The following is a 16,893-nucleotide window of genomic DNA, read 5'->3' as shown; positions in this document are numbered from 1 at the left end:
ATGCAAAAAATTACAATTATCGGTGGGGGTAATATCGGACTTTCCTTAGCCAAGGGATTGGTGAAGGCCGACTATTGCCTTGCGAGCGACATTACAATCACGAGACGATCACTTTCTTCTTTAGAGGAAGAGAAGAACGCTGGCTTTGGCGTAAGCGAAAATAACGTTGATGCTATTCAAGGAGCTGACTATATTGTGTTGGCAATTCTTCCGCAACAGATTCGAAAAGTACTCGACGAGCTTAAAAATACGCTAACACCGAATCAAATTGTAATTTCTGTTGTTTCGGGTGTAACATGTGCCGACATAAAAGAAGCAATTGGTACGGATAAAACGGTTGTTCGTGTCATGCCAAATACCGCAATTGCAATTGGGCAATCTATGACCTGCATGGCGACGGATGAAGCAAATGAGTCGCAGATACAGGCCGTTACTGAAATGTTTGAAACGGTAGGCTCTGTAGTGCTTATTAACGAAGATTTGATGACTTCCGCCACTGCATTGTGTGCTTGTGGTATTGCATTTTTCTTACGTAGTATCCGTGCAGCCTCACAAGGCGGCGTTGAAATTGGTTTCCATGCACACGATGCGTTAAAGATGGCCATTCAAACCGCTAAAGGTGCCGCAGATTTATTATTGCAAATGCAAAGTCATCCTGAGAGTGAAATTGATAAAGTAACCTCACCAAAGGGATGCACAATTGCGGGATTAAATGAAATGGAGCATAACGGCTTTAGTTCAGCATTTATTAAAGGAATAAAATTGTCAGCAAAGAAAGCTGGAGGTTTATATAATGACTAATATACAAGAACTGACGGGTGATAGTATAACACTGTTAAAGCATATGATCAGTACGCCTTCACTTAGTCGTGAAGAGCAAGATACAGCAGCTTTAATCCGTCAATTCTTACTTACCCATGAGATACCATCGGAACAAGTAGGCAATAATATAATTGCTTACAATAAGTTCCGCGATGCAGGCAAACCCAATGTTCTTCTCAATTCGCATCATGATACTGTAAAAGCAAATCCAGGTTATACGAAAGATCCTTTTCAGCCCCTAGTTGAAGAAGGAAAACTCTACGGCTTGGGGAGTAATGATGCTGGCGGTTGTTTAGTGTCTTTAATTGCGGCTTTTCGTTTTTTCTATGAGCGTGAAGACCTTCCATTCAATCTTTGTTTAATTGCTTCTGCAGAAGAAGAGGTTTCTGGGAAGAATGGTATTGAGGAAGCCTATAAACATGTGACCGAATGTAGCTTCGCAATTGTAGGAGAGCCAACTTTATTGAATTTAGCCGTTGCTGAAAAAGGGTTAATGGTTTTAGATTGTGCAGCACAGGGAGAATCCGGACACGCAGCTCGCGAAGAAGGAATCAATGCGATCTATCTAGCAATTGAGGATATCAACTGGTTCCGTACATTTCAATTTCCAAAGCTTTCTAGCTTCTTGGGACCGGTAAAGATGAGCGTGACGATGGTCGAGGCGGGATCTCAACATAACGTTGTTCCTGCGCTCTGTAAATACGTCGTCGATGTAAGAAGTACCGATGTCTATAGCAATCAAGAAATATTAGATATTATTAAGGAGCACGTGAAGTCGGATGTCGTTGCGCGTTCAACCCGTTTGAATCCATCGACGATAGCAATTGATCATCCCATTGTACAATCGGGAATTAAGCTCGGGAAAGAAGTTTACGGAAGTCCTACGATGAGTGACCAGGCTTTATTGCCAATTCCATCGATTAAAGTGGGGCCGGGAGACTCAGCGAGATCGCATACAGCGGATGAATTTATCTATTTGAGCGAAATAGAGGAGGGAATAGCTTTCTATATTGCTCTTTTGAACAATATTATATAAAAAAAGCGGGCTAGCCCGCTTTTTTTATAATGTAATCTGACGTTTTATACTCTCTTCAAGGGAAATTATAGTCTCCGTACGTTGAATTCCTTTCAATCCTTGAATATCTTCGTTTAAAACTTTACGCAAATGTGAGGTGTCGCGACAGATAATTTTAGCAAAAGCACTGTATTGACCAGTACAATAGTGCAATTCTACCACTTCTTTAACTTGTTTTAGCTGTTCTACCGCATCTGAATACTCAGAACCCTTCTCTAAATAGATTCCTAGGAACGCTGTGATGTCAAATCCTACCTTTTGAGGGTTAATTATTAGGTTTGAACCGTTGATTATTCCCAATTCTTCCATTTTTTTCATGCGAACATGGATTGTTCCGCCAGAAACTATCAGTTTTTTGGCAATTTCAGTATAAGGAATTGATGCATCTTCCATTAAAATGGATAAAATTTGAACATCCAGGTTGTCTAAATCGTAATTTGAATAGTTTTTTTCCATAAAAATGGTATTATTGCGTGTATAATTTGTTTATTTTTTAAAAATATCTAAAAAATTCAGAAAAATTTCCATTTTTTTGAATGAAAATGTAAATTTGTTGTAACAAAAACGGAAAAACATCTAGTTTTTGTTTAGAATAGCCCCTCAAAATAACATAGGTTTATAATTGGTTAGCGTCGAAGCTCCTCGCCCGAGGAGCTTCTTCCATTTTACCGAATCAACAAACCTATTGATTTGATTATTTTTCAAAAATAACAACTTTTAATGGTATTTTAATGTTTGAATGATAAAATTATATCAATTTTTTTGTCATATTTATATTTCAAATGATAATAATTTGCTTTTAAAAATTAGTACATTAGATTTGAACGATAAATAAGAGACGATGGAGATTGAAGACGTTAAAATATCTAGGAAGAAACCTGTGTTTCCAGTAGGATCTGGACTATTGAAATATCTTAAGATGTATCAACGAGATAGCAAGCTGCCGCTAGCTTACTCGGACTTACTTCAATTTGATGAAACCGTTCCTGTTATTGATAAAAATGGAGTTGATACCTACTGGGAGATTCCTCTCTACCCGCAGCACGTGCAGGATCATCTATACGATCAATTGAAGATTGTTTACGCGGAGTTAAAAGCCTCAGGAAACACTAGGATTGTGCAGCATAAGGTGATTGAGCGGATCGAGTTTTGTGCATTTGGAAATACTAAGCCTTTTAGAATTAAGATTGTCAATCGGCTAAACGATGTGTACGACTATTTTTATATCAAGCAAGCGGACGCTTCACGTATATATGGTTTGGAATTGGAAGAGATTTTATCCCCAAATCAAGTCAATTATCTATATGATCGAGATACCTTAGTTGAGGAGCACATTGTCGGTATCCCAGGCGACGTTTTTTCGAAGTCGCGGATGTATTCTCCAGATTATAATCAAACGCGTATAGCGAAGGAATTTGTAAAATTCAACGAACGATGTGTTATTTCGTTATTGGGTGATATGCGAGCTTACAATTTTGTTATGCAAATAACTCCTGATTTTGATGATTTCCAATTTCGCATACGAGCGATTGATTTTGATCAGCAATTTTACGAAGGGAATATTAAAGTGTATATGCCGCAGTTTTTTAAGGAGAACTATCCCTACGTCAAGTTGTCGATGGATCATTTGACAGAGAAAACTGTTTTGCAGTATCAGCAGGAAGAGCGATCTTCGATTGTGCATCGTGTACGGAGTGAAAGACATCGAATAAAGGATCTCCGGGACGCGTCTAAAACGCAACAGTTATCAACTGAAGAGAATATCATCAAGCTGAGAGAGGCGCATGCGCAGGTCTATGAGGATTCACAATATTTAAATTGCCAATCCATGACGGATATTATTGAGCGGAATGTGAAAAATGTAATACGATCCGTACAGCTTTAACGGACCCGCTTCTGATTATCTTTCACAAACGCTTCCCATCCACTATAGGATTGCTTTTCTCCTGATAAGTTTTGTTGAAATGCGTGGCAGACGGCAACCGCTAAGCCGTCAGTAGCGTCTAAAAATTCCGGGGTTTCTTTAAAACTCAATAAGGTTTGCAACATTGCGGCAACTTGCTCTTTACTCGCATTACCGTTACCGGTAACCGATTGTTTTATCTTCCTAGGAGCATATTCTGAAATAGGAATGTCGGCATTTAAAGCTGCGGCCATGGCTACACCTTGCGCTCGACCTAATTTTAACATTACTTGTATGTTTTTACCATAGAATGGTGATTCTAAGGCAACGCAGTCAGGATGGTACTCTTCTATGAGTGCTGAAACTTTCTTAAATATTCGTTGCAGTTTTAATGCATGGTCATCTAGATGTCCCATTTTAATGACGCCCATCGTTAGCAAGGTTATTTTTTTATTCACTTCTTTCACTATTCCATACCCTAGAATTACTGTACCAGGGTCAATTCCTAGAATAATTCGCTCCTTTGCTTTTTCCTTCTGCATCTTACAATATTACAAAAATCCTTGTAATCATAGACGCTTCGAAACCGGCTTATCCTTTTAGTTTATTCATCAGACATAAATCTGTTAATTAAACGTTGTTCAACTGGACTTTGAATATTAGATACACCTACTTCAATAAATTCGCGCTGAGCTTCGAATGAGGTTCGAAGCACGTCCGTAGAAAGCACAATTCTAAGTATTTATTCGCTATTGACTTTGCTTTTAAAATTAGTAGTGAAAATCGGTTAATTATAGGATTTTCGGCACGTCGACAGTGGACTTCGTTATCGCCATCTGTTTTGCTATTGCAATCGACAGAAAGATGATGAATTCGATAAAGTAGCAGTCGTAAAAGCCTGATATTTATTAAAAAATTGTTAAAATTGTGCTTTCAAACAAGAAATTGACAAAGACGCAGAAAAAATATCTTAACCTATTAATCAAGATCCTCATAGTTGCATTAGCGATGTGGTTTGTTGTTTCAAAGGTTAATAATCAAAAGAACTTAGCTGAATTCAAACATTTAATAGGAACCATTGATCCACTTACTATCCGTTTAGTTCTTGCTGTCGTTTTCTTACTTATGTTTGCTAATTGGTTCTTAGAAGTTGTTAAATGGCGATTTTTGAGTAAGCGCTTGGAACATTTGAGTTTATGGAAAGCAATTCGTTCGGTATTTTGCGGGCTTACCTGGGCAATCTTTACACCCAATAGAATAGGGGAGTACGGTGGCCGTATCATGCTTTTGCGTCCAGAAAATCGTGCTTCCGGTGCGGTAGCGATGGGCGTAGGGTTATTTGCGCAATTGGTCCTGACCTCGATATTTGGCGCATTAAGTATAGCTTGGTTTGTTACGACTTTCATCGATACGCCAACTGCCGTGGATTTCGGTGTTTGGTTACTTGCCATAATTTATGCGTTAGCATTTTTGATTTTGTTTTTCAATGTCTCTTGGGTTGATTATTTGGTGGGAAAAGTAAAGCTGTTACAGAAAGTAAAGCCATTTTTTGCAGTTTTAGAAGACTATTCCATATCGGAGTTGGCGTATGTACTATGGCTTTCAACATGCCGTTTTGCGATCTTTACATCACAGTATATTTTGCTGATGTTTGTTTTTCTTCCTGATTTATCGATTGTTTCGATGCTTCCAATGATTTTTATCTTATTTTTCGTACAGTCTGCTGTACCTTCGCTTGATATATTCGATTTTAGCGTGCGTAGCTTCGTTGCTAGTAATTTATTTGCCTATATCACTACCCAAGAATTGGCGGTTATGGCAATTGTTTCCTGTGTATGGTTTGTGAATTTAATTTTCCCAGCCATCATTGGAGCGTTTTTTGTATTTAATGTGAATTATATCAGTGATAACAAGTCTTAGTCTTTTTCTATTTATCATGTGCGTAGTGTATGTGGTTCTCGTGCTTTATATGCGCGCAGGTTGGACACGCCTACCCGTAATCAAACCTAGTCAAGCCGCAATACAGCACAAGGTCAGTGTCATCATTGCAGCGAGAAATGAAGAGCAGAACATTGGTAGAACCTTAGATTGCCTAATGGCGCAAGATTTTCCGAAAGAGCTTTTAGAAATAATTGTTGTGGATGATCATTCTACTGATCGAACGAGTGAAATTATTAATACTTATGCAAATCGTGGCGTTCGGTTAATTAGTCTAGAGGCTGGAGATAAGCTAAATTCTTATAAAAAATATGCGATCAATAAAGCGATTGATTTATCAACCGGAGAGATTATAGTCACGACGGATGCCGATTGCCGCATGGGTCCACAATGGTTAAGAACAATTATCCATTTTATGGAGGCTAATGATCTTTACATGGTTTCTAGTCCGGTGAGTTATCACGAAGAAAAATCATATTTTGAGAACCTGCAAACGCTTGAGTTTTTGTACCTCATTGGTCTAGGGGCAGCAGGTATTGGAAATGGAAATCCTACGACTTGTAATGGTGCAAATTTAGCCTACAGAAAGTCCGTTTTCTACGAAATGGGTGGTTTTAAAGGTATTGACGAACTTGCATCGGGAGATGATGAGTTATTATTACATAAGGTTGCCGAGCAATATGCTAGTCGAATTGGATTCTGTAAAGCTAAAGAATCTATTGTATATACAGATGCCAAAGAGAACCTATCCTCTTTTTTAAACCAACGTCGCCGATGGGCATCCAAGAGCACAAAGTATAAAGACAAACGTGTGGTGGCTTTGGGTGTTTCGATATGGCTGTTTAATTTTGCTTTGTTGGTTAACATCCTCTGCTTTTGTTGGGCCGATGCAGAAGCCGAGCGATTAATTTTCCTTTCTATATTGTTGAAAATCGCAGTTGAATTTGTTTTCCTCTATCCGGTTCTTTCGTTCGCCGGGCGTAAATCATTGATATTTAATCTTCCATTGCTTAGCATACTACATTCGGTATACTTAGTTTATATTGGGGTATTGGGAAATATCGGAAAATACGATTGGAAGGGTCGCTCTGTAAATTAATTTAGGGCTTTTCTTCGATTACTTTAGCACGAATTAGGTCCTCTGCTTTCTTGACGATTTCCTCGACATTTAAGCCGCTTGTATCGATCGGATCTAAGACTTCCCAAGACATCGATGTGAAAGGACGTAATGGGAAGGCGCCCCATTGCACCATTTTGTAGGATCCATTAATGACGATAGGAACCACCAAAGCCTCTGGGTTTTTCTTTAAGAGCGTCGCTATTCCACCAACTGAAAAGGCCTTCATCTTTCCCGTCTTCGTTCTCGTACCTTCGGGAAATATAAATGCTGACCAATTATTTTGTTTCATATTGTTGGCCAATTTTAAGATTTCTGCAATAGATTGTTTAGGATCTTTTCGGTCGATATTCGCCGCTCCACCATATTTTAAATTGAAAGAAATACTTGGGATATGCGCAGTCATTAATTCCAATTTCGAAATGAATTTTCCGTGAAATCTTCTCAGAAAGTAGATTAATGGAGGAATATCAAAGGTGCTCTGATGATTAGCAACAAATACGATTGGCTTACCTGTAGGGATATTCTTGTTGTCGATAAAATGAGTTCTGTTAAACAGTGTATAGTTGCAAGCAACCAGTAAGCCGTTTAGTATATCTACACTTTTCTTATGTGCATTATAGCCTCCTAATTTTAGACACAACCACTGTATAGGATGGAATATGATAAGCGATAAAGCGAAGCAAAAATAGAATATAGGTGTCAGGATAAACCCTAATAGTTTTCTCATAATCAACATAAATTGTGCAAATATACGAAATTGGTCAAATTGCCCATTGTAACGTTTGTGAATACTCATTTGTTGACATTTTGTTTAATAAAATTAAAATAATGTTTAACTTTATTAAGTTTAATATTGATTATATGAAATTTCCAATTCACTGTCCGGCATGTGATGCTGAGATGTCTGTTGTTAAACTTTGCTGTTCGTCTTGCGAAACGGAGGTTTCTGGTCATTTCAAGTTTCCAACTTTGATGCGATTAGAATCCGAGGAGCAGGAGTTCGTTATTCAATTTCTTATGAACTCTGGAAGTTTAAAAGAAATGGCCAATAAAATGGGGAAGAGCTACCCCACCGTACGGAATAAGCTGGATGAGCTTATTGCAAAAATGAAAACCTTATAACGAATAATTTATGAACGTGTATCGAGAATCTCAAAGTTTTATGTCCAAATGGCTTGTGTTATTATCCGTTTTGCTAATCGGATGGAAGTTATATACTGTGCTTAGCGCTTCAGTTATTAATAACTTAGCCGTTTTGCTAAGCGCAGCTCTATTCCTAATCATTTTCGTATTGTTGTTTTCTATTCGTTTAAAGACAAGATATGATTCCGAAGGTATTCATGTTCGCTTTGTACCTTTCGTTTTTAACAGGTTGTATGCCTGGAGTGAAATTGAAGAGGTTTCCTTAAAAAAATATTCACTATTCGATTATGGAGGTTGGGGATATCGGTTCGGAAGGGGAGGCATCGCAATGAGCACGAGTGGGAATATGGGGGTGCAACTTCAATTAAAGTCAGGAAAGAAAGTGCTTATTGGGACTCAAACGCCCAAGGAAGTACAATCCGTCATAGATTATTACTATTCAGGAGAAGGGAGGAATTCGAATGCTTAAGTTTTTATTAAATCCATTTGAAAATAGTACAGATAGGAAGCTTTTAATATTTGGCTGTTCTGTTTTTGTGATTATGGTTTTATTGAGCTGGCATTGGAACATTCTTGCCGATGGTATCGTTCAACTTCATAATAACACAGGGCTACCCTTATGGAAAGTATTCTTGAATACGAGTATGAACAACATTTTGTTAAGTATGCTGATGTTTTTAATCGCTAAACTGATCTATACAAAGAGTCGCCTCATCGATGTATTGAGCGTCGTATTGGTTGCCAACTTTGCACAAATGATGGTTATGTTATTGCTCTTCAATCCCTACATGCAAGGGGTCATGAAACCTCTAGAGACAGCAATCTTAGGAGGTGATTTAACGCTGAAAACTGTTCCTCAGATTAACTTAGTAATCATATCTATCGTTGGCATATTGGCAATAGCATTACTTTACTACTTTTTCCATCTTTTGGTTCTGGGTATGAAAATTGCCATGAATAGTAAAAAAGGGTATCATGTTATATTAATCATCATATTGACGATGCTTTTGGATACCTTTTTACATATATTAAATCCTTATTTATCATGATAAAAAAATACCTACTCGGCCTTATTGGATTAAGCTTCACCTTGTTAGCTTGTGGGCAGTCGTTTGAGGGAACGTGGATAGGTACGCTCGAATTGCCAAATGTAAAACTTCCAACAGTTTTTGAGTTTAAATACGATGGAGAATGGAGTGGGACCATGCAAAGCCCTTCGCAAAGTCCAGCAAAGTTGCCATTTTCCTTGATTAAAGCTAATGGCGATTCAATTCATGTCGAAGTAAAAGCATTTGGCGTCAGATATGCGGGTAAGCTTTCTGATGATAGACAGTCGATTACTGGTCGTGTACAGCAAGGAAGTATGCAAGCTCCACTAGACTTTAAAAAAGGTGTTTGGAAGTCTTATAAGCGCCCACAAGCAGTAAACCCGCCTTATAGTTATGATACTGTAAATGTTTCTATACCTAATAAATTAGCTGATGTGACGCTTGCGGGGACAATTACGCGTCCACGAACAGGAGGGAAGCACCCGGCCGTGATATTAGTTTCAGGAAGTGGTCCCCAAGATCGAAATTCAACTGTTTTTGCACATCAATCCTTTAAATTGATTGCCGACTATCTTACAAAGCGTGGGATCGTTGTGCTCCGCTATGATGACCGTGGCGTTGGTGAATCTACAGGGATTTATACGAAAGCGACGACTGGAGACTTTGGGAAAGATGCTATGGAAGTCTTGGAATTCTTACGATCGCAAGCTGATGTAGATCCCAAACAAGTCGGTATTATTGGTCACAGCGAAGGAGGACTAATTGCGACAATTCTTGCCGGGCAGCGTATCCCTTCATTGAAGTTTATTGTTGATCTTGCCGGACCTGCTATACCCATTGATTCCTTGATGTTATTACAGAATGAAGCAGTGATGAGAGTCCAGGGTAAAAAAATGAGCGAAATGGACAGAAATATTATTCTGAAGAATTACGAGATTGTGAAGAGTAGCTTATCTGCAGAAAAGGCATTTGAGGAACTTATGGCAAATATGCGCTCTATTCCCGAAAGTCAAAATGCAAAGTTTGGAGATGAAATCGGTGTATTGGTTACGCCGTGGTATCGATACTTCTTAAAAATTGATCCTGTCCCATTCATTAAGCGTATTCATATTCCTGTGTTTGCAGCTTTTGCGGGTAACGATGTTCAAGTTCCAGCTGCGGTTAATATGGAGAGTTTGACCGATAATCTACCTAAGAATCCGAAGAGCCTGCTTAAGATTTATCCAGGTTTAAATCATTTATTTCAAACATCTGCTTCTGGTTCGCATTTAGAATATGCGAATATTGAAGAGACCTTTGATATGCGTGTCTTGGAAGATATCGGGGATTGGATTTTAAACTTAAAATAAAAAAGCCGCCTCATTGAGGCGGCTTTTTTATTTATGTTAATTATATCCTGGATTTTGAACCAGTTTTGAATTGACAGATACTTCACGATATGGAATCGGGAAAACAAGTTTTGGAGCATTATACGGTAATGCACCGATACTTCTTTTTGTACGTTTCAAGTCGTGTATTCTATAACCTTCAAAAGCTAACTCTTTATCTCTTTCAGCAAGTATATCGTTAACCGTTACGGTTCCCAACGCAGCTAGTCCAGCACGTTGGCGTAATTCGTTAATATCGCTCGCAGGGCTGGCACCAACAGAACCACCTAATCTAGCGTTACACTCCGCACGTGTTAAATAAAGCTCTGTTAATCGTACTACAGGGATATTGTCGAAGTAATTATACCATTTTCGTGTAAACCATCCGGTTTTGGCACCTGTTCCTTCATAGATCATCTGGGTTCTACGTTTGTCTGTCGCTGCGTAGCCATTCACGTAAGAATTCAAGATACTCAAGTCGCCACGACCTACTTTTCCACCTGTGTTGTTTAAATAGCTCGAATAAAAAGTTGCAAGACCATCATTCGAAGAACCCGCGTTACTTTGCTCATTCTGTTGAATTTCAAAAACGCCTTCAGATGAATTTTTTACACGGAATGGATCCTCTAAGTTGGCAGTCAAACTGTATTCACCGCTTTCGATAATATCGTTTGCTTGAATACGAGCTTTGGTGTAATCGCTCTTTTGTAGATATAATCTAGCGAGCATTCCTTTCGCTGCATATAGATCTGGACTGTCACTCAAAAGAGAAACCGCGTCCGTAAGATCCTTTTCTGCTTGCGTATAAACTTCCGCCACCGTATTACGTGGTACATCGGATGTGATATCTTCAAATGCCTTTACAGCTTTCAAAGCAATTGGAACGCCTAAACTTGAATTTGCAGCTCCAGCTTCATATGGAAGGCCATATAATCTAACTAATTCGAAATGCATAATTCCTCTAATGAACAAAGCCTTTCCTTGAATTTCGTTTTTCATATCCGGATCAGTAACGACATCTAGGGATTCTAATACCGTATTGGCCGCATTGATCGCTTGGTAGGCACGTGTCCATGTACGAGTCGCATCCTCATTCGTGGATATTAAATTTTGATTAGAAATATCTCGGTAGGTGCTGAATGTACCTGTCCAGTTTAAATAGCTTGGACTAGCATACAAATCAGGAATCATGACCAAGTTGGTGCCATATAATGCTGGATGTGCTAACACGGTGTAGGCACCAACGAGTACGTTGTTAACATCAGCGGCACTAGATAGTGCATTTTCAGATGAGATATCATCCTGGGGTTCTATATCTATTTTCTTTCCACAAGAACTAGCCAATAAGGAGAAGGCTAAAACAGAATATGATAGATTTTTTAAGATTTTCATAACTTTTTCGTTTTTGATTAGAAACCGACATTAATTCCAAAAGTGATTGTGCGTGGCTGCGGTGCAGTATAGAAGTCTGTACCTAATTGAACAGCACCTGCAAAGGTGGTATTGATTTCCGGATCGTAACCATTGTAGTCTGTTAATGTTAACAAGTTAGTTGCCGACACATAAACTCTTGCTCTTTGCATTTTCAATTTATTCACCGTTTCATTTGGTAAGTTGTAACCCAATACGACATTCTTAATACGGAAATATGAACCATCTTGTACATAACGTGATGAAGGTCTAGTACCATTTGCTGAATCGAAACGCGGTTGAGGTACCATTGTTACGTCACCAGGATTCTTCCAATAGTTCATTTGATCTGTTGTTTGGTTATCAAAGTAATCACCGTTTGCCGATTGGAAACCACCTGCAGCATTGTAGATGTCATTACCACTAACGAATTGTGTTTGGATGTCTAAATCGAAGTTTTTATAAGAGAATCTGTTTCCAAAACCACCGTAAAAGTTCGGATTTGGATTTCCAATTTCTTGATCTGCAGCTTCTGAATAAACGTTTGTTGTTGTACTACGTGTAGCGTCTTTGTAATATAGGGCATCACCATTATCCGGATCAACACCTGCATAGGCTTTTCCATAGAAGAAACCATATGGCTTTCCTTCTTCTAAACGGCCTAAGTAGCGACCACCTGGATAGATTGGCTGTCCATTAACTAATTTTAGAATTTTATTTCTATTCCAAGAAATGTTAAAACTTGTAGACCATTTAAATTCGCCTACGAAATTTTTAGAATTTAATGTTAACTCTAATCCTTTATTTTCTAGACTACCCACGTTTCTATAAATGGTTGTGAAACCGCTGGTCGATACAATCGGCATGTCTAACAATAAATCTGTTGTCTTTTTGTGGTAAGCTTCAACTGTTCCCGAAATGCGGTCGGCTAAGATTCCAAAATCTAAACCAATGTTGCTTTGCGCTGTTTGTTCCCAAGTTAATCTAGGGTCTCCTAAACGGTACGCTACAGTACCTGGTGTTCCAGCATAATTTGCACCGCTATAAAGTGTTCTAGAAGCAAAATCGTCAATGTCCTCGTTTCCGGTTAAGCCATAACTCGCTCTCAGTTTTAGGAAGTTTACGGTATTGCTTTCCTGCAAGAAGTTTTCTTGAGAAATTACCCATCCGATGGACGCCGCAGGAAATGTACCGTATTTGAATTCTTTTCCAAATCGAGAAGAACCATCCGTACGAATCGACGCTTCAAATAAGTAACGATCTAATAATTTATAGTTCGCACGTGCAAAATAAGATACGATTGCTCTAGAAGTTGCTGATGAACTCGCGTCTGATTTTACGGCTGCAGAAGTAATTTTTCTAAACAAGTCAGAAGGGAAGTTTTTACCTTCTGCCATCGTATATCTAAACTGTTGTTCTTGGTATGACATACCACCTAATAAGGTTAGATTGTGGATGTCGTTGAAGGTTTTAGCATAAGATAACGTGTTGTTGGTGTTGAAGTTAATTGACCTTGCTTGGTAACTAAATCCATAACCTCCAGAATCTCCACCGTCTTGTGTTCTCATACCCAGGTATAAATCTTCTTCCAGGTTTTGGAAATCCATACCATATTCAGAGCGGAAGGTTAAATCTTCTGTGATTCTAGCGTTGGCATACGCGGTACCGAAAGTACGATAGGTACTCGAAGTATTGTTTCCGTTTTCTAAATCAATTAAGTTATTGTAATAAACAGTGTAATTATTTAGGTCACCATTTTCATCGCGTACGGGTTGAATCGGAGGCAATGCGTTTAACTGAAGTGGGTTTGAAAAGGCATTATCGCTACTTACACGGTAATTGTCGACTTTGTTGATGTTCAAAGTTCCGCCGATATCTAAGAAATCGAATGCAGAGTGATCAACACCAATTCTTCCTGAGGTTCTCTTGAAACGGTTTCCGATGATAATACCTTTGGTATCAGAAAAGCTTCCAGATGCTGTAAATCTAGTTTTACTATCACCACCAGAGATACTCAAACTTCCTTGTTGAAGATTTCCACGACGCATACCTTCGTTTACCCAATTGGTATTGTAGTTTTTATCCCAGTCATCTGTTCCTGTCCAATCTGCCCAGAAGGAACTAATATCTGGATATTGCTCGTCAGGATCAGGACCTATATATCCGGCATTATTTAATGCTGCAGATAGAAGTTCGCGATATTGATCAGCATTCAAGAAGTCACCTTTATTCGTTGGGTCACTAAATCCTGCAAAATAGCTGAGATCGATTTTTGTTCTACCTGCTTTACCCTTTTTCGTTGTGATCAAGACAACGCCGTTTGAGGCTCTTGAGCCGTAGATAGCAGAAGCTGAACCGTCCTTCAATACTTCCATAGATTCGATGTCATCGGGACTAATTGCAGCTAGCGGATTATCTGGTTCATCGTACGTACCCATCGCTTTTGTCATCATTGGTACTCCGTCAATTACATACAAAGGCTGTGTACCCGCAGAAATTGAAGAGATACCACGTACACGGATTTGTAACGCCTGTCCTAGTTTTCCTGAACTTGTGTTCACGAAAACACCCGGTGCACGACCTTGTAATCCGGCTTCTACAGTCTGCAATGGGACATCTTCTAAATCAGACATCTTTACGCTCGCCACGGATCCAGTCATGTCTTTCTTAATTTGTGTACCATAACCAACAACCACTACTTCTTCTAAATCGGCAGCTGAAGGGCTAAGTTGAGCATCTAAAGTGCCACCAGAAACTGCAATCTGTTGAGAAGTGTAACCGATGTAGGTGAAAAATAGGAATTTTGTGGATTCGTTAAGCCCAATTTCATAGCGTCCGTTGACGTCAGTTTGGGAGACGAAATTTGTACCAACCGCTTTAATCGTCGCACCGGCGATTGGTTGATTTGTAACGGCATCAGTGATTGTGCCGCTAACTTTTCTGCTTTGTCCGAATGCTACGATAGGTAGCCAACAAAGCATTATGAAAAATAGTAGATTTCTTTTCATAATTAAGTTTTCTAGTTTAGTAATTTGTTGTTGTTCCAAATTTGGTTATTAACCAAATCTAATTTAGTTTCAAAAGCTTTTTACTAGTAAAGATTAATCCTTTGCTAGTTGATTTCGATGTCTAGGGTTCCGCAAAAGAAGGTTAAGTTTCAGCATTTAGTACGCGTAAATTTATAAATAAATCTCATTTATTATTGTGTTTCATTAAAAAATGATTGGATCGTCATTGAATTTCGAAAATAAATTCTGTGAATATTTCAGGTGTTAATGAAATCTGACTGAAATTGGGAGTTGGTTGGAAAGGATTGTCGCGGTCATAGGTGCTTATTCTCTATAGTTGGATTGACAGCGATACAAAACAAGAAAGGAGCCTATTTTTTTATAGACTCCTTTGATATATTTAATAGTTTTTAATCGCGGATTGACTAGGGCGTGGTATTTGCCACCGGAAGTATTTTACCATTATAAAATTTGTGTCCATTTTGTGCAAACTCTGCTATGTATCGCCCCATTTCAAATGCTAATGTCCCTGCTTCGACACCTGGAAATGCGGCTTCAAACATTTCAGTTTGCGAAGAGCCTAAAGCCAAACAATTTACTTTGATTCCTTTTTCTTTAAATTCTTCCGCTAAGCACTCGGTAAGTGACGCTAGGGCTGCTTTGCTGGACGAATAAGCTGAGAGACCAGGGAATTTCGCAGATCCTTGAAATCCGCCCATACTGCTTATGTTTACAATATGGCTGCCTTCTCTCATCAATGGAACTATATGTTTAATCATATTGATATGACCAATCAAGTTCGATTGCAACATGGACGCAAAATCTTCATTTGACGTTTCAAGAAAAGGCTTATTAATTAAAGCGCCGGCATTATTTATTAAAATATCAACCGTTTCAAATTTCGACTGAATAAACGGGACTAGAGAGTCCTGATAGTTATCATATACGATGTCAAATTGCGCGGGGTATAGCGTTCCTCCATCGTGGTTTAGCGAAGTTGCGATTTCATGCAACTTACGGAGTTTGTCCGCAGAGCGTGCTAAAGCAATTACTTTATTGGCTTTGTTTGCGGTTAAATCTAATACAGCTTCGAATCCTATGCCACTGCTGGCTCCTGTAACGATAATATTTGCCATTATTCTTCTTCTTTATCGATTTCTTCTTCTACCTCTTTTGCCGAAGGAAGTTTATCGGCTCCTAAACGCTGAGGTCTGAAAATATAATATATTCCACTGGATGCTACCAATAGCGAGATAATATAGAAAATCAAGCTAATCGTAACGGCAATATGTGGATCTAATTTAAGGTAGGTTGCTAAACTAAACATGACAGTTTCTCGAAGTCCGATAGCGCCACCAATTGAAGGGACGATTGCTACGAGCGAGGAAACCATAAAGATTAATAGAAAAGGGGAGAATTTGCCGTCAAAGTTCATTGCGTACAAAATCAAAATTGCAGTTATGGTTTGAAATCCCTGAACCGCTAATGCTTTAAAATGGGTGACAATAAAGTTGTTTAAGAATTGTCTAAAGAAGGTTCTTAGGACGTATAAATAACTTATCGTTCCAATTGCAAGCACTGCAATGGTAATATAATTAGGAATCGCTAATCGAGGCATAAAGATTACCAGTGCCCCTGAAACGATACACAGAGCCCACAATCCGCTTAAACGATCAAAAAAAACAGCTCCCAATACTTGTCGTCGGGACACATTGAAAGTTTTCTTTAGAAAGAATATTTTATAGCCATCACCGCCAATACCTCCTGGTAAAAAGAAATTATAGAGGAGTCCGAGCTGATAAAGTCTAAAATTGTAGCGTTCAGTTAGCGCTAGACCAATAGCCTTAAAAAAAGAATTTAGCCGAGAAGACGCCACTAATATAGAACAGCAATAAGCTAAGAATGCTAGGATCAAATAGAGTGGATTGCTGGTGCGTAAAGCCTGACTCAATTCTGAAAACGATATCTTGTTAGCTACCCAGTAGAGTGCGCCTAAGGTGATTACTACTTTTAGTAGGTTCTTAACGATATTCCAGATCTTGGTATCTTGCATAAGAT

The 16,893-nt window shown here is 38.7% G+C and carries 16 protein-coding genes; 9 read left to right on the top strand and 7 right to left on the bottom strand.

The window, feature by feature from the left end:
- Both proC and GFH32_RS15195 read left to right on the top strand, forming a co-directional pair.
- On the top strand, positions 1-801 hold the full coding sequence (gene proC / locus GFH32_RS15200) for a pyrroline-5-carboxylate reductase (RefSeq protein ID WP_153512405.1): 801 nt from the start codon (positions 1-3) through the stop codon (positions 799-801).
- A complete protein-coding gene (locus GFH32_RS15195; RefSeq protein ID WP_153512404.1) occupies positions 794-1,858 on the top strand; it encodes a M20 family metallo-hydrolase in 1,065 nt (354 codons plus the stop codon). The genes proC and GFH32_RS15195 overlap by 8 nt, the downstream gene beginning before the upstream one ends.
- Positions 1,859-1,882: 24 nt before the next feature.
- Here GFH32_RS15195 and GFH32_RS15190 read toward each other — a convergent pair whose 3' ends face one another.
- Positions 1,883-2,353: an Lrp/AsnC ligand binding domain-containing protein gene (locus tag GFH32_RS15190; RefSeq protein WP_153512403.1), complete on the bottom strand. Its 471-nt coding sequence runs from the start codon at positions 2,351-2,353 to the stop codon at positions 1,883-1,885.
- A gap of 385 nt (positions 2,354-2,738) precedes the next feature.
- Here GFH32_RS15190 and GFH32_RS15185 point away from each other — a divergent pair, with 385 nt between their 5' ends.
- Positions 2,739-3,782: a hypothetical protein gene (locus GFH32_RS15185; RefSeq protein WP_153512402.1), complete on the top strand. Its 1,044-nt coding sequence runs from the start codon at positions 2,739-2,741 to the stop codon at positions 3,780-3,782.
- Here the strand turns inward: GFH32_RS15185 and ruvC are convergent.
- Positions 3,779-4,342: a crossover junction endodeoxyribonuclease RuvC gene (gene ruvC, locus GFH32_RS15180; protein WP_153512401.1), complete on the bottom strand. Its 564-nt coding sequence runs from the start codon at positions 4,340-4,342 to the stop codon at positions 3,779-3,781. The two genes, GFH32_RS15185 and ruvC, sit on opposite strands and share 4 nt — an antisense overlap.
- 385 nt (positions 4,343-4,727) lie before the next feature.
- Between ruvC and GFH32_RS15175 the strand changes: the two genes are divergently transcribed.
- Positions 4,728-5,720 carry a hypothetical protein gene (locus GFH32_RS15175; RefSeq protein WP_228384154.1) on the top strand — a complete coding sequence of 331 codons (993 nt, stop codon included), beginning with the start codon at positions 4,728-4,730 and terminating at the stop codon, positions 5,718-5,720.
- A 16-nt stretch (positions 5,721-5,736) separates the two neighbouring features.
- Positions 5,737-6,837: a glycosyltransferase family 2 protein gene (locus GFH32_RS15170; protein WP_153512400.1), complete on the top strand. Its 1,101-nt coding sequence runs from the start codon at positions 5,737-5,739 to the stop codon at positions 6,835-6,837.
- Between the two features lies 1 nt (position 6,838).
- Here the strand turns inward: GFH32_RS15170 and GFH32_RS15165 are convergent, their stop codons facing one another.
- Complete coding sequence (locus GFH32_RS15165) at positions 6,839-7,585, bottom strand: lysophospholipid acyltransferase family protein (protein WP_153512399.1); 747 nt, start codon at positions 7,583-7,585, stop codon at positions 6,839-6,841.
- Between the two features lie 134 nt (positions 7,586-7,719).
- Here GFH32_RS15165 and GFH32_RS15160 point away from each other — a divergent pair, with 134 nt between their 5' ends.
- The 4 genes from GFH32_RS15160 to GFH32_RS15145 are packed head-to-tail and all read left to right on the top strand — an operon-like array spanning position 7,720 to position 10,399.
- Positions 7,720-7,980: a DUF2089 family protein gene (locus GFH32_RS15160; protein ID WP_153512398.1), complete on the top strand. Its 261-nt coding sequence runs from the start codon at positions 7,720-7,722 to the stop codon at positions 7,978-7,980.
- Positions 7,981-8,020: 40 nt separating this feature from the next.
- The gene (locus GFH32_RS15155; RefSeq protein WP_160366853.1) at positions 8,021-8,470 is read left to right on the top strand and encodes a hypothetical protein; all 450 of its coding nucleotides are present in this window, start codon (positions 8,021-8,023) and stop codon (positions 8,468-8,470) included.
- Positions 8,463-9,050, top strand: a complete 588-nt coding sequence (locus GFH32_RS15150) for a hypothetical protein (RefSeq protein WP_153512396.1) — start codon at positions 8,463-8,465, stop codon at positions 9,048-9,050. The genes GFH32_RS15155 and GFH32_RS15150 overlap by 8 nt, the downstream gene beginning before the upstream one ends.
- Positions 9,047-10,399, top strand: coding sequence for an alpha/beta hydrolase family protein (locus tag GFH32_RS15145; RefSeq protein ID WP_153512395.1), 1,353 nt, complete (start codon positions 9,047-9,049; stop codon positions 10,397-10,399). Before GFH32_RS15150 ends, GFH32_RS15145 begins: the two co-directional genes overlap by 4 nt.
- Positions 10,400-10,435: 36 nt before the next feature.
- On the opposite strand, the gene GFH32_RS15140 is transcribed toward GFH32_RS15145, so the two are convergent.
- From GFH32_RS15140 to GFH32_RS15125, 4 genes are all read right to left on the bottom strand, one after another.
- On the bottom strand, positions 10,436-11,809 hold the full coding sequence (locus tag GFH32_RS15140) for a RagB/SusD family nutrient uptake outer membrane protein (protein WP_153512394.1): 1,374 nt from the start codon (positions 11,807-11,809) through the stop codon (positions 10,436-10,438).
- Between the two features lie 17 nt (positions 11,810-11,826).
- Positions 11,827-14,835 (bottom strand): SusC/RagA family TonB-linked outer membrane protein, encoded by a 3,009-nt coding sequence (locus GFH32_RS15135; protein ID WP_153512393.1) that lies wholly within the window; start codon positions 14,833-14,835, stop codon positions 11,827-11,829.
- Positions 14,836-15,260: 425 nt separating this feature from the next.
- Positions 15,261-15,971, bottom strand: a complete 711-nt coding sequence (locus tag GFH32_RS15130; protein ID WP_153512392.1) for an SDR family NAD(P)-dependent oxidoreductase — start codon at positions 15,969-15,971, stop codon at positions 15,261-15,263.
- Positions 15,971-16,888: a lysylphosphatidylglycerol synthase transmembrane domain-containing protein gene (locus GFH32_RS15125; protein ID WP_153512391.1), complete on the bottom strand. Its 918-nt coding sequence runs from the start codon at positions 16,886-16,888 to the stop codon at positions 15,971-15,973. Before GFH32_RS15125 ends, GFH32_RS15130 begins: the two co-directional genes overlap by 1 nt.
- Between the last annotated feature and the right edge of the window lie 5 nt (positions 16,889-16,893).

Source organism: Sphingobacteruim zhuxiongii (assembly GCF_009557615.1).
In the GTDB taxonomy this organism is placed as follows: Bacteria; Bacteroidota; Bacteroidia; order Sphingobacteriales; family Sphingobacteriaceae; genus Sphingobacterium; species Sphingobacterium zhuxiongii.
This window is presented reverse-complemented; position numbering and strand designations above follow the sequence as displayed.